This window comes from Microbacterium sp. NPDC089190 (assembly GCF_040701795.1).
GTDB lineage: Bacteria > Actinomycetota > Actinomycetes > Actinomycetales > Microbacteriaceae > Microbacterium > Microbacterium galbum.
In genome coordinates this window covers 224,177-245,590 of the sequence record NZ_JBFBHF010000002.1, presented here as the reverse complement: position 1 = coordinate 245,590, position 21,414 = coordinate 224,177, and the positions used below count along the sequence as shown (strand labels likewise).

Below are 21,414 nucleotides of genomic sequence, written 5' to 3'. Positions count from 1 at the left end.
CTGCGGTCATGCCGTCGGCCCCGTGGCAAAGATCGAGCGGTCGGCGCGCATCGACACATCCTCGAGCGCGGTAAGCGCGAGGGACTGGTTCCGCGACTTCGGGGTATGCCGTTCGATCTCGACGGCGAGGGCGACGACGGCCGCGTTGATCGCGGCGACGCCGCCGCGCTGCGGGGGCTGGCCGGACGCGGCGGTGAAGAACCGGGCGCGGGCGCGGTCTCCAACGGTAGGGGTGGGAAACGTGGACTCTGCCATGCTCCCCTCCTTCGTCCTCCCCGGCTCTGCGGGGTCGACCCGGCCGTGCGCTGGGACGTGTTGTGGGGTGTCCACCCCGGAGGATGGAAGTCGGTACGCTCAGCGCCATGGACCTGGCTGAGTTGTTCGTAAACGTCGGTTTGTTGCTCATTTCGGCCGTTGCTGCAGCCGTCGCGTGGTGGCAGGCCGCCCAAGCTCGCCGCAGCGGTAACGATGCGCAGGCCGCGAGTGCGGACGCTGCGGAAGCTCGCCGCCGTGCTGTTGAGGCGCAACAGAATGCCGCGCAGGCTCTGACTGAGGCGAATGAAATCGCGCGCGCCGCGAAGGCCGCTGTCGATGATCAACTCGCGCTCGAGAGGCGACGTGACGAACGTCTGGTTGAGCGCCGGGACGTCAGTTGGAGTGCTCAGTGGCTTATCAAGGTGGACGCAGACCAACCGCCCACACTCGAACTCACCAACACGGGGACGACGGCCGCCGAGAAGGTCACGCTCACCATGGACGTCCCTCAGGGGCGCCAGGTTTTCGAGCTCGGCAACATCCGCGCTGACGATGCCGCTCACGCACAGGTGCAACGTACGGAGGGACGTGGACCTTTGGCAGCAGCAGTTCTCGCCCGTCGGGCCGTACCAATCGACATCCATTGGCAGAGCCCTGCTGGCCACCCAAGCCGGTTCCAAAGCACCGTCTGGGACCCAGAGCTTCGCAACCAGAGCTGACGTCAGTTCACGCCGCCGACAATCGCTTGGCCGGCCAGTCGCTACGCTCGGGCCCATGGACCCGGATTGGATCAGCGTGGGCACCGCCGTCGCCGGCACGCTCATCGCTGCGGGCGCGCTCATCGTGGCCGGCCGGGCGAACCGTCGGGCGGACGTCGCGAACGCTCAGGCCGCCGTGGCGAACGACCGCGCGCAGGAGGCGCTTGATCTGCAGCGGCGTATCGACGAGCGAGCCCGGGAGTTCACTGACGTGCGCTGGGAGATCGACGTCGACAGTGCCTGGAGCGGCGGACGTTTCACCGGAGTCGCCTTCCGCAACGTCGGGCTGACGCCCGCTCGCGATGTGACGTTCGTAGTCGAGGTTGACGGCTGGGGAACGGCTGACGTGCTCACCGCGGAGGAGGTGCTGCCGGGGTACAAGGCCGGCTTCACGTCCGAGGCGGCGGCGTTCTGGATGGACAAGAACCACGACCTGGTGCCCCTACACCCGCCGTTCCGCGTCCACTGGTCGAGTCCGCTCGGGAACGTGGTGGAGCGACACCACGAAGCGAAGAGCATCTTCAAGCGCCCGTCCGGCGGCGAGAAGTAGCTCAGTCGGCCAGTCCAGCCTCGGTTGCCACAAGAGCCCGGTCGCGGGGTCGACCCGGCCGTGTGCCGGGAAGTCGATACGATCGGCGGATGCTGACCCTTGCAGACGCCGCCTCCGATGTAGACGGCGGCGGTTTCTCGCTGGTCCCCTGGATACCGCTGCTCGTGGCGTTCGTCGTTGCAGCGACCACGCTCGGAACTGCCTGGTGGAACACCCGAGGGGAATCGGCGGCGCTACGTCAGCTGAAGGCGATGAACGAGGCACTGACTGGCCTGCCACAAGCGGGTGAGGTACGTAAGCGCTTCGAGGAGGCGCGAGATCGCCTTGCGCAGCGGATCGCAGACAGCGACTCGAAGCCGCCCGCGTGGCGACGGTATGGCATCCCGGTATTGATCGTCGTGGCCGTGATTGGCCCCTTGGTCTATGCCTGGCTCCTCGGCGGTCGACAAGATGCAGCCGCACCTGCTGGCGGCATCGACCAATGGTTGCCCATCGTCGTCGCGGGCACTGCCGCGGGTGTGGCGGTATCAGCGGCCTTCGACTCTCGTCTACGCCGCAAGAAGTAGTTCCGCCGGCCAGTCGAGCATCGGCCGCCACATGTTCTCGGTCGTGGCGATGACGTACCGGCCTCCGTCGAGCGAGTGGTCGTTGACCTTGACCGGTTCGTCCTTCCCGCCGAGCGCGGCTTTCGCGTCCCACGAGTAGCCCGGGGCCTCGGCGATGAAGCCGGGGCACCGGTCCGACACGACGAGGTGATCCTCCGAAAGGAGGGATGCCTGCGTGGCGATGCCGTACGAGACGTTGTTGAGCCCGCCGGCGGTGGGAATGCCGAGGAGGTTCAGCTCACGTTGGAAGTGCAGCGCCGCGGGGTCGACGATCACGAACTCCGGGCGGAGCGCGGTGTCGTACGGCGTGTGTGGCTGATCGAGCCACCGGGCGAAGAGTCCCGCCTGCTGCGAGGGGGACAGCTGCGCCGCTTCCTGGCCGCGGGTGTCATGCCGCCACTCGTCGACGAGCCACAGGCGGGAGCCGTAGCCACCGTCGCGACGCTTCTCGCGGGACAGGCCGAGGAGGAGACCCGTCGACGGGTTGTTAGTGCCGAAGTCGACGCCGACGCCGAACAGGCGCCGCATCTGCGGGAGCTGCGCCCACGGGCGGACGTGGCGGGCGGGGTCCCACATGCCGTAAATCGCGCCGTCGGCCGACACCCACTCGCCGAGGATCATGCGACGGAACCACAGGCCCACGTACTGCGACTGCAGGCGGAGCTTCACGGAGGCGGAGAGGGACGGGTTGTCGTCCATCATGAAGTGGTACCGGCGCCAGTCGTGGAGGCGTCGCATCTGGTCGATGAAGTCGACCTTCAGCCAGTGGGCCGGCGAGTCGGGGTTCGTCGTGGCGAACAGCTTCGACTCGTCAAGCGACATGCGGTTCAGCGTCTGCTTGAACGCGGTCTCGTCGATGACGGTCGCCTCGTCGACGTAGACGTAAAGGATCGTCATGCCTCGGATCTTGGACTCGGCGCGCCCGTCGTTGACGCCGATGACCTGCACCTCGCGGCCGAAGATGTGAGCCGTCGGCGCGTTCTGCCGATACGACACCGCGCCCCGGAACGCACGAAGGCCGGGGGAGTCCTCGATCGTGCGGAAGAAGTTGCGGTAGATCGAGCCGAGATTCTTCCCGATGACGACCAGCTGCCCACCAGCGGCGGCACTGTCGTCGAGAGACGCAACGGCCATGAGAAAGGCGAGCACGGAGACGTACGTCTTCCCCGCGCGGATCGAGCCCTCCCACAGGTTGAACGTCGCGCCGGGGAGAAGGCACGCGTTCAGCGACCGGACCTGGTTACGGCCGAGGCTCGCCGTCGCCTGAAACGTCTTCGGGGCTCGGGTCGCCATCAGTCACCTGCCCGTACGTGTCGTCGGTGCCGAAGAGACCGCGCAGGCCCTCCTTGAAGCCGGTGAGAGCGGCGCGAACCTCTGCCGAGGTGTCGTCGGGCTTGTGGTCGTAAAGGCCGAGGAACTTGGCGCGCTGGTCGACGATCTTGAGCGCGCGGTCGACGGCGAACAGGTCACCGTTGCGGGCGTTCTCGTAGAGGCCGGCGAGGAGGTCGTCGAGGCGTGAGAGCTCCAGCTCGATCAGCTCGGTGGCGGACTCGCGGGTGATGTCGGCGATGCCCTGCTTGACGGCCTTGTAGGCGCCGCCCTTGTTCGCGTAGCCGACCTCTTCGGCGATGTCGTCGAAGGACCATCCGGCGCGACGCAGCTCGAGGGCCTTCTTGCGCTTCTCCGCTGCGGTCGCGCGACGGTTGGTTTCATTCCCCATGGGGTGTTCCTCTCGCGGCCCGCGCCTGGCGGGTCAGGGGGTATGCCGTCGGCGCCTGGCCGGGGCGTGCCGGACCCCCGGGGAGACGGTGTGTCGATCCCCGGGGGCTCGGTGCTGTGCGGAATTACTCAGCTGCCGCTGGTGCGTGCTGAGCGGGCGGACGCGGCCCGTCGACGGCGGCCGGAGAACCCAGTTCCGCCCATGAGGTTCGCGAAGCCCTCGGCGGAGTTGATGCCGCCTCGGATGTACTGGCGGATGGACTGGCGCATGGCGAGACGCTCCCTGGGGGTCAGCTGCCGGAGGTGCGGGCGGAGGAGGCGGCGGCGGCGCGGCGGGGGCGGAAGGCGCGGGCGATACCGGCTCGGGCTCGCGCGACGGCGCTGGAGATGGCGTTACGCATGGGGGTCACCTCCCCCCGGTGTGTCAGTCGAGGTCGACAGCGAGGCGGTTCGCGACCTCGCGGCCGTCGAGGTACTTGTCGCCGATGTCCATGAGGCCGGCGCGCTGCAGGAAGCGCTCCTTCTCCTCGCGGGAGTCGAAGCACACGGCGATCCAGAACTCGGAGTCGGTGGCGCGCTTGAAGCGGTCGGCTTCGGCCTTGGCACGGTCGCGGTAGCCCTGCTCGAGTGCGGTGATCTCGGTGGCGGCGTCCTGCGCGAGGTTCCCGGTGTACTCGACGGCCTTGAGCGGGTCGGGCTCGGGGGTGTACTTCGGGCGGCGGCCGAGGCCGCGGGAGCTGCGGGAGGTGTTGCCGCCCTTGCGGGGGCCGGTGAGGCCTGACGAGTCGCGGGTCATGCGGTCATCTCCGCTCGGAAGAGTTCGAGGTCGGCGAGGGAAGCTCGCGCCGTACCTGGCCGCTGGGTAGGAAGTCGTGACGGATGATCGCAAGCGTTACGGAGCAGGCGGGCGCCACATCGTGACAATACGTCGGCCACTTCCTCAAAAGGAGGAATCGCGTCCGCGTCCGAGCAGCCGGCGTGGCGTCAGCTTCCAGCTGTAGCGATGGATACAACGATCGCGGCGACGGCGGCGATGAGGGATGCGCCTGACACAATCAGCGATGCCCATGCCATGCCGCGGGTGAATTTCTCCGTACGTTCAGCAATTTCGCGTTGCGACTCGGTGTGTTGCACGTTGGCGGCGGTGAGAGCCACCAGTTGTGCGATGGCTTCGTGCTGCCGGTTCATAAGATCGGCGACCTCGGCCGTGGACTCCGCGATCGCTGCGGTCGGCGAGTGAAGGTCGATTGGCACGGGCGGCGGCTGCGAGTCAAAGGCGTCGTGAGGGAGGTTCACGCGGAGGTCGGGCAGATCGTACGTGGGCGTGAGGCTCTTGGCGATGCGGGCGATGTCGGCCTGGTGGCCGATGGTCTCACGAAATTGTTCGATGAACGGCTGCATCGCGGCGGCGCCCATCGAATTGGCGAGTCCTTCGTTGAGCCTCACGTACGCCCGCGACAGATCGGCGGCTGAAACCCCGTCGTCCGCGGTGACTTCGATGACCGGCTCGTCGGGTTCTTCGTTCACGTCGTGAGTCTCGCACGGACGCCGGGCACAGCGAAGGCCCCGCGGCCCACAAAGGGATCGAGAGGCCTTCGTCGTCTGGGCGGAGTGCTCCACCATCTACGTTCTATCCTGCGGCGTTTGCGGATATTGCGTATTTCTTTCCGGTCATTCCGTCATCGGCGTGTCGGATCCGGCGGCCCTTGAGGGCTCCACTTATGAGGGGCTGATCGCATCTGACGTGTGCCGGATTGCCTCTTGCCGGTCGCGTTCCCGGGCGGCGCGCAGCTTGTATGCAGCCTCCGGCGTAAGCGGTTCGCGCCGCGGCCAGTCCTGGACGATGATCCCGCGGGCCTTCGCCGCCCGCACGTCAGTTTCGACGTCGGCGGCGCTTGTGCGATCTCCAGCTTCAACACGATCGAGCACGTGACCGACCGTGAGGTACGTCGTGCGAGTCGCGGGGTCGCGATGGTGGGCGATGATCGCGCGCTCGCACTCGGAGTAGGTGTGACCTTTGAGCGCTGCTGCCCAGGCTGTTGCGGTGACGTCGGTCACCTGGCGGCGGTCAAAGCCCGCTGCCACGGTAAGAAGCTTCGCTGCTTCGGAGGTGTTCATGCGGTGAGTCCTTCCTGGGTGGCGGCCTCCTGAGCTGCCAGTCGGGCTACGACGGCGAGGTTCTCGTCGTCACGTGTAGGGCGTGTCTGATGTCCGCCGCGCGGGGCGGTGCGTTCAGCGTCGCGGCGCATCCAATTGCGCCAGGTCGCTACCCAGTCGCGCTTCGCGGCCTTCGACCCCGATTCAGCTCGCCAGTAGTCAACGAATGTGCGAGTCGAACGGTCGACGTCGAGGCCAGGAACCTCCACAGCGGCCCATTCGCGCATTGCCAGCGTCAGGCGGAAGGGCTCGGGGATGCGGGTCGCGCGTGAGCGCGTTCCACCACCGTTAGGTGGTGTCTGCTCTGTACTGCTCTGTTCTGTACTGCTCTGGAGGGCGGATTCCGACACCGTTCCACCCGGATTCCGAATGGAATTAGCTGCCTTCGAGCCGAAATCCTGCGCCTTACGCTGCCGGTCCTTCGCGAGAAGGCGGCCAACTTCATCGGCACTTCGGTTCCACTTGAGCCACGATCGGACAACAAAGCCGCCGGAAACGCGTTCGATTAGTCCCGCTTTGAGCAGCGATTCCACGCGCCGCGGCATCGCCCGCAGACCGTTGCCCACGATGTTGAGCTGGCGGTCCGTGATGAATCCGTCCGACGGCACCGACGCCAGGAACGACAGGCATCGGACGAACAGAAGCTCGGCGTCCGTGCCGGCTTCGAGGATTGCGTCGTCCATGAAGTACATGGCCGCGAGCGGCGTGTACGCACCTTTCGTCTTGGGTCGGGCCATCAGCGAGGTCTCATCGCCTGAACGCCGAGGACTGGCGAGAGTGGGAAGCAGATCATTGGGCGGGAGCCTTTCGGGCGCGCTGACGCGCCGGGAGCGCCTGGACATCTCTCAGGGCATCAGCGGTGGGTGATAAAGCGACGGCCGCGAGCGCGGGCACGGCGGGCGTCATGGTCATGTATCGGCCTCAGGCGGGTTGTGGGCACGGCGGCCGGCCTGCTCGATAACTGTCGCGGCGAGGCGGCGGGCTTCATCGGGGCGTAGGTCGGCGCGGGGGGATGGGAGGGTCAGGGTCACGATTGGGGAGCCCTGGAGGTCGCTAGTGTCGACCGCGACGGAGCCGCCGGCGAACCGGGTGTACAACCTGGCACTCATGCGAAGGACCGCAGCTCGCGCGAGGGTCGGTCGGGGAAGGTCACGCGGATCTCTCGGGCGAGTTCGATGAGGGCCGCGCGAAGAAGGTAGTCGGCATGCCGGGGAGGCACCGCGCGGAGTTCTTCGACGAGGGCGTGGTCGAGGAATTCAGGGTCTTCAGCGGCGTTCCAGACGAGGGTGGCGACGTCATGGCCGCGCTCGCGTGTAGATTCGCGAACCCGCTGCTCGATTTTGCGCCTGTTGTCGGCCTGCCAGAGGACGTCGAGTAGCAACACCTCTGCTGTTGCCTCGGCGGGGTTCGCATGGTGTGCCGCGGCCATGGCTTCGCGCCACATGGACAGCTGTACGCGCGGACGGGCGCCCCTCTGTTCCTCCGGGGCCTGCCACCAGGCCTCTGAGCGCTCATATGCGCCTTCCGACGCCTTCTCGAGGTACGCAATCTGACGCGCGGCTTTGGCGACGCTTCGGTCCCATGTCGTGCGGCGGCCATTGCGCTGCAGGGCATCCCACCTGTCGACGATGCGGCCGGCGAGCTGCTCGACGCTGAGGCCAGCCCTCTGCCGGGTCTCTTCGAGTTCGATCGCGCGAGCGGCGCGGGCGCTCTGGGCGGTCATGATACGACCTCGAACGCGCCGCAAAGGTTCGCCAGGCGGCACACTTCCGCAAGCCTCGACAGGTCGTTGACGAATTCAGCGACTTCATCGCCCATCAGCGCATCCTCGATCTTCACCCAGAGGGCGAACTCCTGGTCCATGACTTCGGGATCGACGAATCGGAAGACGCTGATCTCCCAGCGCTCGGTCTTCACCTCACCGGCGATGTGCTCAAACTCGGTGCCGGTGTGGACGGTCTCGCGGCACCGGCTGTCAGTGCACGGGGTCTGTGTTGCTATGGTGGTCTTGCTCACGGGGTCATCTCCTGTGGGTTTGGCCTTCGCCGCGTTCCCGCGCGGCGAGGGCATTTTCAATGTGGTTGGTGGGTTCAGCGAGCCGGCGAATCGAGCCAGGCCATTACATCGGCCCGGCGGTAACGCACCGCTCGACCAACCTTGATGAACTTCGGCCCCTTGCCCTCGACGGCCCACACCGCGAGGGTCTGCTTCTTGACCTGCAAGAAGTCGGCGATCTGTTCACGGGTGGAATACTCACGAAGCTCGATTTGGTCAGACATGAGCTACCTCCGATTCTGGCGGCGATTTTCAAAAGCTGCGCCGACAGCTCTGACGATAGGAGATAGTGGCGGAGGTTGTCAAAGGTTCGGCCAGATTCGGTATGGTGTGCCTGTGACCCGAGTAGATCTGCGACACCTTGAGACGCCTATCCCAGGGGGTGTCGGGACCGCGCTGCTCAGTCGCCCGGTAGCGCACGGCCTTACGCTCCCACTGGCCCTCCAGGCAGAGATATCTGGAACGGGCGGCGGGATCTCCTACACGCTGGTGCTGTTATTGGACTCCGACGAGGTGCGCTACCGGGTGAACGTCTTGGAGCTGAACGCGTCAAATGGACTCAGCGCACAAGACGTTCGGGAGACGGCGCTGCCGCGGCTCCTGCACACGCTCGCGGCCGGCGACCCCCTCGGGATTATGGTCACGAACGCCCGCGCGGATCGAGAGAAGTTGCGCACGGTCGTTGACCAAAACGGACTCCCCGTCTGGCGACGTCGAGCTCAGGCGGAAGCGGGGCGGCCCGGTCCGAGCGATGAGACCGTTCAATGGGTGGCTCGCGTGTACACCTGGTTCGCGGCTGTTGGAGGTCGGCCAGCTAAGGGGGTTGAGGAGACCCTCGACATACCTCCTCGTACTGCGTCTCGATGGATCGCGCTGGCGAAGGACAGAGGCTTGATGGAAGGGGTGGTCGATGGTCCGGCCGCGAACGCCGCTGAGTAGCTACGGCACCATCCACGCTGTTCGGATTGAGCCCGGGAAATGGCGCGCCCGGGCGCGCTACAGATTTGACGACGGGCGCCTGCGGCAGGTCGAGCGATTCGCGCCCAGCGAAGCCAAGGCGAAGGCGAAGCTGCGTGAAGCGTTGGTGACCATTCAGGCGTCAACCGCGGCGGACGTGCGGCGCGAGACCCGGGTGTGCGATCTCGGCGAGCGGTTCCTCGAGTCGAAGACGAAGATAGCCCCGCGCACTCTCGCCGACTACACCCGCATCGTGCGCAACGTCATCGTCCCGCGCATCGGCGACCTCGCCGTGTCCGAGGCTGGCCCCGACCGGCTGCAGCGCTTCCTCGACGTCGTCGCCGCCGAGAGCGGTCCCGGCGCCGCGAAGACCGCCCGCGCCGTCCTGTCGGGCATGATGGGCGTCGCCGCGCGCGCCGAGGCCGTGCACGGCAACCCAGTGCGCGAACTCGAGCGAACGGAGTCCACCGGCGCGCACGGTGCGATCGCAATCCCCCTCGCCGACCTTTCGGGCATCCTGGATCGCGTGCGCACCGACGCGCGCCTCGTCGACATCGACCTCGTCGACTTGATCGTCTTCCTCGCGGGGACAGGTGCCCGCATCAGTGAGGGCTGCGCGCTCGCGTGGCCTGACGTCGACCTCGACGCGGGCATCGTAGAGATCCGCAAGTCGAAGACGAATGCCGGGAAGCGCCGCATCCGGGTCTCGTCGACGGTCGTCGCCATGCTGATGGCGCGGCGCGTGCGCGGCGGCCCGAACGACGACGGAGTCGTCTTCCCCACGGTCCTTGGGCGACCGCGCGACCCACGCGCAGCTGCTCGGGAATGGGCCGATGCGCGCGAGCGACTCGACCTCCCTAACCGGTACACGTTCCACGCCTTCCGCAAGACCATGGCGACGCTACTCGATCAGGCCGGGCTCACGGCGCGCGACATAGCCGAGTATCTCGGGCACACGAACCCGGCACTCACGCAGACGGTCTACATGTCGAAGACGGTGGGCGGCACGCGCGCGGCGGACGCCGTAGACTCTCTCCTCGGCCCATCGTTTACCCATCGGAAACGAGAGTGAATGTGCGGGGTTTGTGCGGGGTAGAGATGCACCGTACTTCGTAAGATCCGCGGAATTCCGCGGCTAGCCGGCTTGGCGCAATTGGTAGCGCACCGTACTTGTAATACGGGGGTTGCAGGTTCAAGTCCTGTAGCCGGCACGTCGCCCGTGACGATCTGGTCCGCCCGCCGACGCCACGGGGCTCAGGATCCGTGACGCGTGGTCCACTCCCGGAACGGCGCCGTCGCGTCATCCACCTCGATCTGCTCGGCGGGCAGCGCACGGTCCTCGGGTGCCATCGTGTACTCGTCGTAGAACGACGCCAGCGTCATGAGCCGGTTGCCGTCCTCGTAGTGCTCGCCCTCCTGCTCGCGCGTGACGGCGAAGAAGAGACGGTCCGGCTGGGCGTAGTACACGGCGCCCAGGCACATCGGGCACGGATAGGCCGTGACGTACATGTCGTGACCGGCCAGGTCGCGGATGCCCTTCTCGGCGGCCGCGCGGATGGCGCGGATCTCGGCGTGCGCGGTCGGGTCGCCGTCCTGGGCGACGTGATTGACCGCCTCGACGACGATCTCGCCGTCCTTGACGATGAGACACGCGAAGGGCTTGCCTCCGGCATCGACGTTCTCGTGCGCGCGCGAGACGGTGAGGGCGGACAGCTCCTGGTGGTTCATGGCTCGACGCTAGGCGTCCGGTCGTCCGCGGTCCGGGGCTGGGCGGCGGGGGAGAACCGTGCTAGTGACGGCTCACGACAGGGCGTTCGCGAGCGCCACGAGGAAGACGCCCCCCGCGGCGACCGTGACCAGCCCCGCGAGCAGTGCACCGGCGATGGCGAGGGCGCGCAGGGGGCCGGGGCGGGTACCCGCCTCCCCGGCGAAGAGGAGGGCCGCGACGCCGACGACGAGCATGATGAGGTCTCCCACGAGACCGACCGGCGCCCACACGACGCTCGCCATCGCCGCCACCCCCGCGAGCAACGCCACGACATGGCGGACGTGGTTGCCGGGCGGGGCGGCTTCGGAGCTCATGGACGCGTCGTTCGTCAGCGCGGCCGCACGCGCAGCCACCGCGTCCCGTGCGCAGCGAGGGTCACACCGGCTCCCAACCAGATCGGCGCGGACGAGACGAGGTCTAGCGCCTCGGGCGCCATGCCCGACAGGGTCAGCGCGTCGATCTCGACGGCCGAGTCGGCGACGTTGGCGAGGACGAGGACGGCGAATCCGTTGTCGCCCGGGCGGAGGAAGGCGACGACAGAGGGGACGTGGGCGTCGAAGGCGATCAGCTCGTTGCCGGAGAACTCCGGGGTCGCGCGGCGGACGTCGAGCAGACGCGTGAGACGGGCGAACACGCGTCCGGCCGGGGTGTCGGCATCCCTCCGGTCCGCGTAGTTCTGCGCGGGACGGAAGGGGCGGTGCACCCATCGACTGTCGCCCGCCTCCTCCGGGCGGTCGGAATAGCCGTAGTCGTTGAGCTGGGCCACCTCGTCGCCGAGGTAGAGCAGCGGGATGCCGCCGGTGGACAGGGCCAGCGCGTGCGCCAGGATGACGCGGTCCTCGCCACCGGCGTCGCCCGCCTCGATCCCGGCGAGGGATGCCGTGGTGCCAGTGACGCGGGCATCCCCCGTGCGGGGGTTCTCCTGGAACGGCACGCCGCGGGCGAAGGTGCCCTCGGCTCGGCCGACGTAGAAGTCGTTGAGGAAGCGGCGATGCGGGGAGCCGTCGATCCCGAGCTCGGCGGCATCCTCATCGGCGAAGGTCCACCCGATGTCGTCGTGGCTGCGCACGTAGTTGACCCAGGCCGTGCCCGCGGGCAGGGCGTGGCGCCGCTCGAGGGCCTGCTGGAGGAGGCGTCCGTCTCGGGTGGCCAGCGCCTCCCAGGTCAGCGCCATCTGCAGGGGGTTGTAGGAGATCTGGCATTCGTCGGGGGAGATGTACGACACGACCTCGTCGGGGTGCACGATCGCCTCCGACTTGAACAGCAGCCCGGGAGCGGCCATCCGCAGCACGGCGTTGAACGCCTGCAGCAGCAGGTGCGCCTCGGGCAGCGACTCGCACGTGGTGCCGAGGCGCTTCCAGATGAAGGCCACGGCATCCATCCGCAGGATCTCCACGCCCTGGTTCGCCAGGTACAGCATCTCGCCGGCCATGGCCTCGAAGACGGCGGGGTTGGCGTAGTTCAGGTCCCATTGGAAGTGGTAGAAGGTCGCCCAGATCCACCGGCCGTCGTCGAGCTGCACGAACGAGCCCGGGTGGTCGTCGGGGAAGATCTCGCGAGTGGTGCGCTCGTACGCGTCGGGCATCTCGCGGTCGGGGAAGATGAGGTAGAAGTCCTCGTACCCGCGCTCGCCCGCGACGGCCTTCTGCGCCCAGCGGTGCTCGTTGCTGGTGTGGTTGAAGATGAAGTCGACGACGAGCGAGATGCCGGCCCGGCGCAGTTCGGCGGCGAGTTCGGCGAGGTCGGCCATCGTGCCGAGCTTCGGGTTGACGCGGCGGTAGCTCGAGACCGCGTAGCCGCCGTCGCTGTTGCCCTCGGGGCTCTCGAACAGCGGCATGAGGTGCAGGTAGGTCAGGCCGAGCTCGCGGAAATACGGGATGGAGTCCCGGATGCCGCTGAGTCCGCCGGCGTACCGGTCGACGTAGCAGACCCCTCCGACCATGCGCTCGCTCTCGAACCACTCCGGCTCGCTCTCTCGCGCGCGGTCGAGTGCTTTGAGGTCGGCGGGACGCGCCGCCCAGGAACGTCGGGCGAGGTCGACCACGGACGCCAGACGCTCGAAGCCGTCGGCGCGGTCGCCGTAGAGCTGGGCGAACAGGTCGTGGAGGCGGGGGAGATGCACCTCGGCGTTCGCCAGGAACTCGCGATCGACCTGGTCGGCGGCGAGGTCGGCGAGGATCGAGGGGACGTCGTGGGAGGTGCCTTGGAGCTGTGTCACGGGGAAATCCTGACGCATGCCGGGGTTTCCCGTCGACAACGATCGGAGCGCGTGACCTATCGGCGCGCGTCGGCCGCGACCGGCCGTCCCCTACGATCGACCGTGGCCCCCGAGCGGGGGAACGAGGGGAGAGCGGTGGCGGAGCGCGGATCGGTCGGCCTCGCCGTCGCCGGAGCGGTGCTCATCGGCGCCCTCACGGCCCTCCAGGCCCGCATCAACGGCACGCTCGGGGCGGAGATCGGTGACGGGTTCGTCGCGGCCGCGATCTCGTTCGGGTCGGGATTGGTCATCCTCATCGCGCTGTCGGGCCTGGTTCCGCAGGGTCGCCGCGGATTCGAGCGCCTCGTGTCCGGCATCCGATCGCGAACGATCCCCGCGTGGATGCTGCTGGGCGGTCTTGCGGGAGCGTTCACCGTCGCGAGTCAGGGGCTGACCGTGGCGACCATCGGAGTCGCCCTCTTCACGGTCGGCTTCGTCGCCGGGCAGACCACCGGGGGGCTCGTGCTGGACCGCGTCGGCTTCGGACCGGCGGGCGTCGTGCCCGTCACGGTGCGACGCGTCATCGGCGCGCTCCTGGCGATCGCCGGGGTCGTGGTGTGCCTGTCGGGGGATGCCGTCAACGGTGTGCCGCTGTGGATGCTCATCGTTCCGGCGATCGCCGGAGCGGGCGTCGCCTGGCAGCAGGGGACCAACGGGCGACTGCGCGTGCGCGTGGAGAGTCCGCTGACGGCGACGCTGGTGAACTTCATCGGCGGCACCGTGGTGCTGCTCGTGGCCGCGTTCGTTCACGTCGGTGTCGTGGGCGCTCCCCGCGCCGTGCCGACGGAACCGTGGCTCTACGTCGGCGGGGCGGTCGGCGTGATCTACATCTTCCTGTCGGCGGTGGTCGTGCGTCGAACGGGCGTGCTGCTGCTGGGTCTCGGGTCGGTGGTCGGCCTGCTCACCACCTCGGTGCTGCTCGACGCCCTCTGGCCCGCCCCCGCCGCACCCGCCAGCCCGGTGGCGCTTCTCGCCGCCGCCGTGGCGATCTCCGGGGTCGCCGTGGCCGCCGTGCCGTGGAGGCGCCGGAGCCGCTAGGAGCGTTCCCCCCGGACGCGGCCCGACACGTCGGCCGTTCGCGCGGCTCACGCCGCGCGCCCGCGGCGCGTTCATGCTCCGCCGGAGACACGACGACGCCGCCGACCGGAGTCGGCGGCGTCGAGGCCGTGGCATCGCGCGCGTCAGAGGCGCGCTTCGTCGACCGTGCGTTTCTTCTTGCCCCCCGGCATGCGCGAGAGGTGCTTCGCGGCATCCAGCGTCTTGCGCCGGACCGGCCGCGACATCTTCGGCTTGCCGCCGACGTAGAGCCAGCCCAGCAGCACCTCGTGCTTCGCCAGGCCGTGAGCCTTCGCCAGCACCTTGTGACGGGTGTTGTCGTCGGTGCGCCAGAACACCCCGAACCCCGCCTCGTCGAGCACGAGACTCAGCATGTGGGCGACACCGGATGCCACGGCCTCCTGCTCCCACGAGGGGATCTTCTTCGAGCCGAGATCGGCCACGACCGCGATGATGAGCGGAGCGCGCCGGGGCTTGGAGGAATACCCCTTCTTGCCGTCGGCCTTGTTCAGCGCACGCGCGAGGAGGTCGCGATCCGCACCGCGGATCTCGATCAGGCGCCATGGTTTCAAGCTCTTGTGATCCGCGACGCGACCGGCCGCGGCGACGAAGGCCTCGAGCTCGGGGCCGGTCGGGGCGAGGTCGGTGACTTTCGACCACGACCGACGGTCGCGCATGGCTTCGAGGGCGCTCATGCTCCGTCGGCGGGGGAGTCGGCCGGGGTGAAGTTCAGCGACAGCGAATTCATGCAGTACCGGTCGCCGGTGGGGGTGCCGAAGCCGTCGGGGAAGACGTGTCCCAGGTGCGAGCCGCAGTTGGCGCACCGCACCTCGGTGCGCTGCATCCCGTGGCTGTTGTCGTCGATCAGCTCGACCGCTTCGGGTCGAACCGACTCGTAGAAGCTGGGCCATCCGCAGTGCGAGTCGAACTTGGTGCCGCTCTGGAACAGCTCGTTGCCGCACGCGGCGCAGGTGTAGAGGCCGGCGCGGCTCTCGTCGAGCAGCTCACCGGTCCAGGCGCGCTCGGTTCCCGCCTGGCGCAGCACCGCGTACTGCTCGGGGCTGAGCTCGGCGCGCCACTGGTCGTCGGACTTGTCGACGGCGTAGGTCATGTGTTCTCTCCTTCGTCTGCTCCCATTGTCTCGTGCCCGGCGCCGACCGGGTCGTGCTGCGATGATTCGTGAGTGGATCAGGATGCCGTGGATGCCGTCGTCGAACGCTATGGACGGTTCGCCCGCGATGAGGCGCCCGGCCGATCCGCGGTCTACGAGGCCTGGGCGCATCGCGTGGCGAAGGATCCGACGGTCGCTGCCGCGCTCGCGCCGATTCCCGAGACCCGCCGTCAACCCCCGCTCGTCTTCGCGGTGATGCGCGTGCGCGGGGCGCCGATGGACGACGTCGACGCGTGGGCCCCGTGGGTCGTCGCACACGCCGATGAGATCGCCGCGCAGTGCCGGGTGCGCAGCGTGCAGACCAACGAGCCGCTCCGGTGCGCCGCTCTGCTGCCGGCGCTCGCCCGCATCGACGGTCCGATCGCGCTGCTCGAGGTCGGCGCGAGCGCCGGGTTGTGCCTGTACCCCGACCGGTACTCGTACCGCTACCGCCGAGGCGACGAGCTCATCGCCCTCGACCCGGTCGACGGCCCCTCGACGGTCGAGTTGCACAGCGACCTGACCGGCGACCCCGTCCTTCGAATGCCCGAGATCGTCTGGCGCGCCGGGATCGACCTCAACCCGCTCGACGCCCGCGACGCGGATGACCGGGCGTGGCTCGAGGGGCTCGTGTGGCCGGGGGAGGAGGGGCGACGTGAGCGCATCGTCGCCGCTCTCGACATCGCCGCCGTCGATCCGCCGCTCCTGGTCTCCGGCGACGGCGCGGACGCCCTGCCCGCGCTCGCCGCGCAGGCCCCCGCCGACGCCACGCTCGTGGTCACGACGCCGGGCGTGCTCGCGCACGTGCCGCGCGCTCGGCGCGGGGCGGTCATCGACGCCGCCCGCACCGCGGGACGCTGGGTGACGCTCGACGCCCCCGGCCTCCACGACGGATGGACGGCAGCACCGGGCGTGAAACGGGGCGGCTTCGCCCTGGCGCTGGACGGGGAGGTGCTGGCCGAAGTGGATCCACTCGGCGCGTGGGTGGCGTGGCATCCGGGAGGGGCGTCGTCGGCGCAGTAGCGTGGCGCCGTGCATCTTTCGGACCGCGACCTCTCCTTCCTCGCCTTCGAGGGTGAATGGCGGCGCCACGCGGGTGCGAAGGAGGAGGCGATCCGGGCGGAGTTCGACCTCACGCCGGCGCGCTACTACCAGCTGCTGGGGCGGTTGATCGACACCCCCGACGCCCTCGCGCACGACCCGATGCTCGTTCGCCGTCTGCGGCGGCGACGCGACGACGCAGTGGCGCAGCAGCGCGCCCGGCTGGGTCGGACGGCGGCCCGCTGACGGGGTGCTCAGGCGTCGACCGATAGCATCGTCCAATGGCCAGATCGACCTTCCCTCGGGATCGCTTCGACGACCTGCCCGATTCCACCGGCCGGGTCGGGGCGCACCGGGCCGAGCGACCGCGCACGCGCGGATGGATCGTGTTCCTGTGGGCGGCCATCGCCACGCTCGTGCTCATCATCGTGGGCATCTTCGGGTCCCTCGTGGCCTCGGGCCGCATCAGCCTCGGCGCCGATGACGCACCCGTTCCGACCGTGTCGGCAGAACCGACCGAGGCCGTCGTCGTCGACACCTCGTACTCCGTGGTGGTGCTGAACGGCACGGGCCAGGACGGCCTCGCCGCGACGGTGCGCGATCAGATCGTGGCGGCGGGGTGGGCCGGTGACACCGTCGAGACGGGGGACTCCGACTCCACCGATTTCGCTCAGACCACGATCTACTACCTGCGCGACGGCGACGAGGCGGCGGCGCGGGGCCTCGCGCAGACCATCGGCGGCGCCGAGGTCGCGCAGAGCGACTTCCTGCAGCCGACCGACGACCCGAACACCCCCGACGACGAGAGCGCCGTCAAGCGACTCGTCGTGGTGATCGGCCTCGACCGCGCCGCCGGCGCGACCCCCTCCGCCACCGCGCAGTGACCCTCTCGCGCCGCGTGTTTCCGCGGCGTAACAAGTTGGGGGCACGCGCGTCAACAATCCCCGGAGGGGCCGGTTCGGCGGCATCCGGCGTGCTTACGATGACCGAGTCATCCAGCAACAGGAGATTCGCATGACGCAGGGCACCGTCAAATGGTTCAACGCCGAGAAGGGCTACGGGTTCATCACCGTGTCCGATGGGCAGGACGTGTTCGTCCACTACTCGAGCATCGAGATGTCGGGCTTCCGCGTCCTCGAGGAAGGTCAGGCGGTCGAATTCACCGTCGGCACCGGTCAGAAGGGCCCGCAGGCGGAGTCCGTGCGACTGGCCTGATCCGCTGGCTCGAACGCCGTGGCATCCCTCACCGGGATGCCACGGCGTTCGTCGTCTCACGGACGGCCTCGCGGCTTGCACTCCCCAGGGGCGAGTGCCAGAATGAGTTAGCACTCGCTTTTGTCGAGTGCCAAAATCTGGAAGTCACCCGTCCGGGAGGGACGACACACTTATGGCAAAGATCATCGCTTTCGACGAAGAGGCCCGTCGCGGTCTCGAGCGCGGCCTCAACACGCTGGCCGACGCCGTCAAGGTGACCCTGGGCCCCCGCGGTCGCAACGTCGTGCTCGAGAAGAAGTGGGGCGCCCCCACGATCACGAACGACGGTGTCTCGATCGCCAAGGAGATCGAGCTCGACGACCCGTACGAGAAGATCGGCGCCGAGCTGGTCAAGGAGGTCGCCAAGAAGACCGACGACGTCGCGGGTGACGGCACCACCACCGCCACCGTTCTCGCCCAGGCGCTCGTGCGCGAGGGCCTGCGCAACGTCGCGGCCGGCGCCGACCCCATCTCGCTCAAGAAGGGCATCGAGAAGGCCGTCAAGGCCGTCACTGACGAGCTGCTCTCCTCCGCCAAGGAGGTCGAGTCCAAGGAGCAGATCGCCGCCACCGCGTCGATCTCCGCCGCCGACCCCGCGATCGGCGAGCTCATCGCCGAGGCCATCGACAAGGTGGGCAAGGAAGGCGTCGTCACCGTCGAGGAGAGCAACACCTTCGGCACCGAGCTCGAGCTCACCGAGGGCATGCGCTTCGACAAGGGTTACATCAACCCCTACTTCGTCACCGACCCCGAGCGTCAGGAAGCGGTCTTCGAAGACCCGTACATCCTGATCGCCAACCAGAAGATCTCCAACATCAAGGACCTTCTGCCGATCGTCGACAAGGTGATCCAGGAGGGCAAGGAGCTCCTCATCATCGCCGAGGACGTCGAGGGCGAAGCGCTCGCGACCCTGGTGCTGAACAAGATCCGCGGCATCTTCAAGTCGGTCGCCGTCAAGGCTCCCGGCTTCGGCGACCGCCGCAAGGCTCAGCTGCAGGACATCGCGATCCTCACCGGCGGCCAGGTCATCACCGAAGAGGTGGGCCTCAAGCTCGAGAACGCGACCGTCGACCTGCTCGGCCGTGCTCGCAAGGTCATCATCACCAAGGACGAGACCACGATCGTCGAGGGTGCCGGTGAGTCGGAGCTGATCGAGGGTCGCGTGACCCAGATCCGCCGCGAGATCGAGAACACCGACAGCGACTACGACCGCGAGAAGCTCCAGGAGCGCCTCGCGAAGCTCGCCGGTGGCGTCGCCGTCATCAAGGCCGGAGCCGCGACCGAGGTCGAGCTCAAGGAGCGCAAGCACCGCATCGAAGACGCCGTGCGCAACGCCAAGGCCGCCGTGGAAGAGGGTGTCGTCGCCGGTGGTGGCGTCGCGCTCATCCAGGCCGGCAAGAACGCTCTCGCGAACCTCCAGCTCTCGGGCGACGAGGCGACCGGTGCGAACATCGTCAAGGTCGCCATCGAGGCTCCGCTCAAGCAGATCGCGCTGAACGCCGGTCTCGAGCCCGGTGTCGTCGCGAACAAGGTGTCGGAGCTCCCCGTGGGCCACGGCCTCAACGCCGCGACCGGCGAGTACGGTGACCTGTTCGCACAGGGCATCATCGACCCCGCCAAGGTGACCCGCTCTGCTCTGCAGAACGCCGCGTCGATCGCCGGTCTGTTCCTCACGACCGAGGCCGTCGTCGCCGACAAGCCCGAGAAGGTCGCCGCTCCCGCGGGCGACCCGACGGGTGGCATGGACTTCTGATCCACGCCTGACGCCCGAGAACGCCCCCTCCTCCGGGAGGGGGCGTTCTCCGTTCCGGCGGGCCGGGTGGCGCGGTCTCACACGCCGATGACGGTGCCCCGGTCGCCCGAGGCGGCGCGTCGACGAACGACGCCGCCGAGCCCTCTCGCTCGCGCGAGCGCTCGAGCCTGCCGCGTGTCCTTCCGGCGTGCTGCGGATCGTTTCGCCCACGTCGCGAGACGACCAGGCGGCGTGATCTGCCGAAGGGACTCGCTCACGCGGTCCCGGCCGGACGATCCCCGCCGGGAAACGGAGCGCGGCGTCTCAGGCCGGGGTGTCGGGCCGGTGATCGTCGGGGAGGCGCTCGAGCGGCTGCGTCTCGATCAGCGCATGCTCCGCGGCGTCGCGACGATCGGCCAGCGGAAGAGACACCCGGAACGTCGCGCCCCCGCCGGGGGTGTCGACGACCTCGACCGTACCGTGCAGCAGATCGACGATGGATGCCACGATCGACAGACCGAGGCCGGATCCGCCGGTCTCGCGCGTGCGCGAGGTGTCGGCGCGCCAGAAGCGCTGGAAGATCTGGTCGCGGATCTGCTCGGGAACGCCCTCGCCGTGGTCGATGATCTCGATCCAGCCCATGTCGTTCTCGGCATCCACTCCCACGCGCAGCCCGATGGGGGAGTCGTCGGCGGTGAATCGACGCGCGTTGCCCAGGAGGTTCGCCACCACCTGACGCACCTTGTTCTCGTCGCCCAGCACGATCGGCGCCAGCCGCGGTGTGGGACGCATCGCTCCGGCCGGCGGTGCGGCCGGCTCGGTCGTCGGTGCCTCCCCGGTCGTCGTGGCGGGATCGGTGCCGTCCTTCTGGCGGCGGCGCAGGCGCGACAGCGTGGCTCCGGCGATCGCCATGGCCGACGTGGTGGGAGCCGTGCGGCGTCGCGTCGCGGCCTCGGCGGGGTGTCCGCCCGAATCGAGCAGTGGATCGAGGGTGATCGTGGGCAGCACGAGCGGACCGCGAGAAGTGGTGTCGTCGACCGTGACCTCGCGCTGGGGCGAGGTCACCCGCAGGTCGAGGGCGGCGTCACGTGCGATGGGACGCAGGTCGAGCTCGGTGATCGAGACATCACGGCGTTCGTCGAGGCGGGCGAGCGCGAGGAGATCCTCGACGAGCGCCCCCATGCGGATCGCTTCCTTCTCGATGCGCTCCATCGACTGCGCCACGTCCTCGTCGGAGCGGATCGCCCCCATGCGGTAGAGCTCGGCATAGCCGCGCATCGTCACGAGCGGGGTGCGCAGCTCGTGGCTCGCGTCACCGATGAACCGGCGCATCTGCCGCACGGTGGCATCCCGTTGCCCGAGCGCGCCGTCGATGCGCGCGAGCATGGCGTTGATGGCGGTCTTGAGCCGCCCCACCTCGGTGTCGGGCACGATGTCGGTGAGGCGCTGGCTGAAATCGCCCGCGGCGATGTCCATCGCGGTCGTCTCGACCTGGCGCAGGTTGCGGAAGGCGAGCGTCACCAGCCACCTCGTGAGCAGGGCCGTGGCGATGAGGATGAGCAGCGCGACGAACGCGTAGATGCCGACGTACGCGGCGACGATGCGGTCGGTGGGCGCCAGGGGCTGCACGACCATCTGCGTGTAGACGCCGGGGTTGCCCGGCACCTGCAGGACGCCGACGCGCGCGAGGAAGTGCGCTCCGGAGTCCGGGTCCTCCAACTCGATGCGTCGGTCGATCTGGCCGTACGTCTGCTCGACGGTGAAGGTGTCGGGCAGCTGCGGCAGCGCCTTCGACGACGTGCCGTTGTAGAAGGCCTCGCGTCGGCCGTCAGGACCGTAGACCACGACCATCGACCCGATCTGCGGGGCGTTCTCGACCTGCGTGAACTCGATGCCGCCGTCGACCGGTGTCGTGGTGAAGATGCTGTTGGCGATGCTGCCCGCCGCCTGCTGGGCCAACTGCTCGTCGAGATTGTTCACCAGCGTGGTGCGCAGGAACACCATGGTGCCGATACCCGCGGTGAACAGACCGATCGCGAGCAGCGCGACGGTCACACCGGTGACCTTGGTCCGAAGGCTCAGACCTCGCCACCAGCGCGT

The 21,414-nt window shown here is 68.6% G+C and carries 27 protein-coding genes and 1 tRNA gene; 11 read left to right on the top strand and 17 right to left on the bottom strand.

Features of this window, described 5'->3' with window-relative positions:
• Positions 1 to 6: 6 nt before the first annotated feature.
• A complete protein-coding gene (locus tag AB0230_RS07010; protein ID WP_366374802.1) occupies positions 7 to 255 on the bottom strand; it encodes a hypothetical protein in 249 nt (82 codons plus the stop codon).
• 107 nt (positions 256 to 362) lie between these two features.
• Here AB0230_RS07010 and AB0230_RS07005 point away from each other — a divergent pair, with 107 nt between their 5' ends.
• The 3 genes from AB0230_RS07005 (at position 363) to AB0230_RS06995 (ending at position 2,129) form a co-directional block, all read left to right on the top strand.
• Entirely contained in the window at positions 363 to 974 is a 612-nt protein-coding gene (locus AB0230_RS07005) for a hypothetical protein (RefSeq protein ID WP_366374800.1), read from the top strand.
• Positions 975 to 1,050: 76 nt separating this feature from the next.
• On the top strand, positions 1,051 to 1,563 hold the full coding sequence (locus AB0230_RS07000) for a hypothetical protein (protein ID WP_366374798.1): 513 nt from the start codon (positions 1,051 to 1,053) through the stop codon (positions 1,561 to 1,563).
• 89 nt (positions 1,564 to 1,652) lie between these two features.
• Positions 1,653 to 2,129 (top strand): hypothetical protein, encoded by a 477-nt coding sequence (locus AB0230_RS06995; protein ID WP_366374796.1) that lies wholly within the window; start codon positions 1,653 to 1,655, stop codon positions 2,127 to 2,129.
• On the opposite strand, the gene AB0230_RS06990 is transcribed toward AB0230_RS06995, so the two are convergent.
• The 10 genes from AB0230_RS06990 to AB0230_RS06945 form a co-directional block, all read right to left on the bottom strand.
• Positions 2,112 to 3,461 (bottom strand): phage terminase large subunit, encoded by a 1,350-nt coding sequence (locus tag AB0230_RS06990; protein ID WP_366374794.1) that lies wholly within the window; start codon positions 3,459 to 3,461, stop codon positions 2,112 to 2,114. The two genes, AB0230_RS06995 and AB0230_RS06990, sit on opposite strands and share 18 nt — an antisense overlap.
• Positions 3,409 to 3,888 carry a hypothetical protein gene (locus AB0230_RS06985; RefSeq protein WP_366374792.1) on the bottom strand — a complete coding sequence of 160 codons (480 nt, stop codon included), beginning with the start codon at positions 3,886 to 3,888 and terminating at the stop codon, positions 3,409 to 3,411. Before AB0230_RS06985 ends, AB0230_RS06990 begins: the two co-directional genes overlap by 53 nt.
• Positions 3,889 to 4,016: 128 nt before the next feature.
• On the bottom strand, positions 4,017 to 4,157 hold the full coding sequence (locus tag AB0230_RS06980) for a hypothetical protein (protein ID WP_366374790.1): 141 nt from the start codon (positions 4,155 to 4,157) through the stop codon (positions 4,017 to 4,019).
• Positions 4,158 to 4,311: 154 nt separating this feature from the next.
• The gene (locus AB0230_RS06975) at positions 4,312 to 4,683 is read right to left on the bottom strand and encodes a hypothetical protein (protein ID WP_366374788.1); all 372 of its coding nucleotides are present in this window, start codon (positions 4,681 to 4,683) and stop codon (positions 4,312 to 4,314) included.
• 188 nt (positions 4,684 to 4,871) lie between these two features.
• Complete coding sequence (locus tag AB0230_RS06970; protein ID WP_366374786.1) at positions 4,872 to 5,414, bottom strand: hypothetical protein; 543 nt, start codon at positions 5,412 to 5,414, stop codon at positions 4,872 to 4,874.
• Positions 5,415 to 5,606: 192 nt separating this feature from the next.
• Positions 5,607 to 6,005 (bottom strand): hypothetical protein, encoded by a 399-nt coding sequence (locus AB0230_RS06965; protein ID WP_366374784.1) that lies wholly within the window; start codon positions 6,003 to 6,005, stop codon positions 5,607 to 5,609.
• Positions 6,002 to 6,781, bottom strand: coding sequence for a hypothetical protein (locus AB0230_RS06960; protein WP_366374782.1), 780 nt, complete (start codon positions 6,779 to 6,781; stop codon positions 6,002 to 6,004). The genes AB0230_RS06965 and AB0230_RS06960 overlap by 4 nt, the downstream gene beginning before the upstream one ends.
• A gap of 368 nt (positions 6,782 to 7,149) precedes the next feature.
• A complete protein-coding gene (locus AB0230_RS06955; RefSeq protein WP_366374780.1) occupies positions 7,150 to 7,767 on the bottom strand; it encodes a hypothetical protein in 618 nt (205 codons plus the stop codon).
• A complete protein-coding gene (locus AB0230_RS06950) occupies positions 7,764 to 8,060 on the bottom strand; it encodes a hypothetical protein (protein WP_366374778.1) in 297 nt (98 codons plus the stop codon). The genes AB0230_RS06955 and AB0230_RS06950 overlap by 4 nt, the downstream gene beginning before the upstream one ends.
• Positions 8,061 to 8,134: 74 nt before the next feature.
• The gene (locus AB0230_RS06945; RefSeq protein WP_366374776.1) at positions 8,135 to 8,323 is read right to left on the bottom strand and encodes a helix-turn-helix domain-containing protein; all 189 of its coding nucleotides are present in this window, start codon (positions 8,321 to 8,323) and stop codon (positions 8,135 to 8,137) included.
• Between the two features lie 686 nt (positions 8,324 to 9,009).
• On the opposite strand from AB0230_RS06945, the gene AB0230_RS06940 reads away from it, so the two are divergent.
• A complete protein-coding gene (locus AB0230_RS06940) occupies positions 9,010 to 10,128 on the top strand; it encodes a tyrosine-type recombinase/integrase (protein ID WP_366374774.1) in 1,119 nt (372 codons plus the stop codon).
• Positions 10,129 to 10,194: 66 nt separating this feature from the next.
• Positions 10,195 to 10,267: transfer RNA gene (locus tag AB0230_RS06935), tRNA-Thr, on the top strand.
• A 43-nt stretch (positions 10,268 to 10,310) separates the two neighbouring features.
• Here the strand turns inward: AB0230_RS06935 and AB0230_RS06930 are convergent.
• The 3 genes from AB0230_RS06930 to AB0230_RS06920 all read right to left on the bottom strand — a co-directional run bounded on the left by AB0230_RS06930 (position 10,311) and on the right by AB0230_RS06920 (position 12,961).
• Positions 10,311 to 10,784 (bottom strand): nucleoside deaminase, encoded by a 474-nt coding sequence (locus AB0230_RS06930; protein WP_315994784.1) that lies wholly within the window; start codon positions 10,782 to 10,784, stop codon positions 10,311 to 10,313.
• A gap of 72 nt (positions 10,785 to 10,856) precedes the next feature.
• A complete protein-coding gene (locus AB0230_RS06925) occupies positions 10,857 to 11,138 on the bottom strand; it encodes a hypothetical protein (RefSeq protein ID WP_315994783.1) in 282 nt (93 codons plus the stop codon).
• Between the two features lie 14 nt (positions 11,139 to 11,152).
• Positions 11,153 to 12,961, bottom strand: coding sequence for an amylosucrase (locus AB0230_RS06920; protein WP_366375478.1), 1,809 nt, complete (start codon positions 12,959 to 12,961; stop codon positions 11,153 to 11,155).
• A gap of 216 nt (positions 12,962 to 13,177) precedes the next feature.
• On the opposite strand from AB0230_RS06920, the gene AB0230_RS06915 reads away from it, so the two are divergent.
• Positions 13,178 to 14,119 (top strand): DMT family transporter, encoded by a 942-nt coding sequence (locus AB0230_RS06915; protein WP_366375476.1) that lies wholly within the window; start codon positions 13,178 to 13,180, stop codon positions 14,117 to 14,119.
• Between the two features lie 143 nt (positions 14,120 to 14,262).
• Here the strand turns inward: AB0230_RS06915 and AB0230_RS06910 are convergent, their stop codons facing one another.
• Together AB0230_RS06910 and msrB are read right to left on the bottom strand one after the other, a co-directional pair.
• Positions 14,263 to 14,832: a nitroreductase family protein gene (locus tag AB0230_RS06910; protein ID WP_363389841.1), complete on the bottom strand. Its 570-nt coding sequence runs from the start codon at positions 14,830 to 14,832 to the stop codon at positions 14,263 to 14,265.
• Positions 14,829 to 15,248 (bottom strand): peptide-methionine (R)-S-oxide reductase MsrB, encoded by a 420-nt coding sequence (gene msrB / locus AB0230_RS06905; RefSeq protein ID WP_315994779.1) that lies wholly within the window; start codon positions 15,246 to 15,248, stop codon positions 14,829 to 14,831. Before msrB ends, AB0230_RS06910 begins: the two co-directional genes overlap by 4 nt.
• A 72-nt stretch (positions 15,249 to 15,320) precedes the next feature.
• Between msrB and AB0230_RS06900 the strand changes: the two genes are divergently transcribed.
• From AB0230_RS06900 to groL, 5 genes are all read left to right on the top strand, one after another.
• Complete coding sequence (locus tag AB0230_RS06900; RefSeq protein WP_363578532.1) at positions 15,321 to 16,310, top strand: DUF2332 domain-containing protein; 990 nt, start codon at positions 15,321 to 15,323, stop codon at positions 16,308 to 16,310.
• 9 nt (positions 16,311 to 16,319) lie between these two features.
• Positions 16,320 to 16,574 carry a DUF3263 domain-containing protein gene (locus AB0230_RS06895; RefSeq protein ID WP_366374770.1) on the top strand — a complete coding sequence of 85 codons (255 nt, stop codon included), beginning with the start codon at positions 16,320 to 16,322 and terminating at the stop codon, positions 16,572 to 16,574.
• A gap of 35 nt (positions 16,575 to 16,609) precedes the next feature.
• Entirely contained in the window at positions 16,610 to 17,212 is a 603-nt protein-coding gene (locus AB0230_RS06890; protein ID WP_315994776.1) for a LytR C-terminal domain-containing protein, read from the top strand.
• Between the two features lie 130 nt (positions 17,213 to 17,342).
• Positions 17,343 to 17,543 (top strand): cold-shock protein, encoded by a 201-nt coding sequence (locus AB0230_RS06885; protein WP_076676782.1) that lies wholly within the window; start codon positions 17,343 to 17,345, stop codon positions 17,541 to 17,543.
• A 172-nt stretch (positions 17,544 to 17,715) separates the two neighbouring features.
• A complete protein-coding gene (groL, locus tag AB0230_RS06880) occupies positions 17,716 to 19,335 on the top strand; it encodes a chaperonin GroEL (protein WP_363389829.1) in 1,620 nt (539 codons plus the stop codon).
• A 303-nt stretch (positions 19,336 to 19,638) separates the two neighbouring features.
• Here groL and AB0230_RS06875 read toward each other — a convergent pair whose 3' ends face one another.
• Positions 19,639 to 21,318, bottom strand: a complete 1,680-nt coding sequence (locus tag AB0230_RS06875; RefSeq protein ID WP_315995264.1) for a HAMP domain-containing sensor histidine kinase — start codon at positions 21,316 to 21,318, stop codon at positions 19,639 to 19,641.
• Positions 21,319 to 21,414 lie beyond the last annotated feature (96 nt).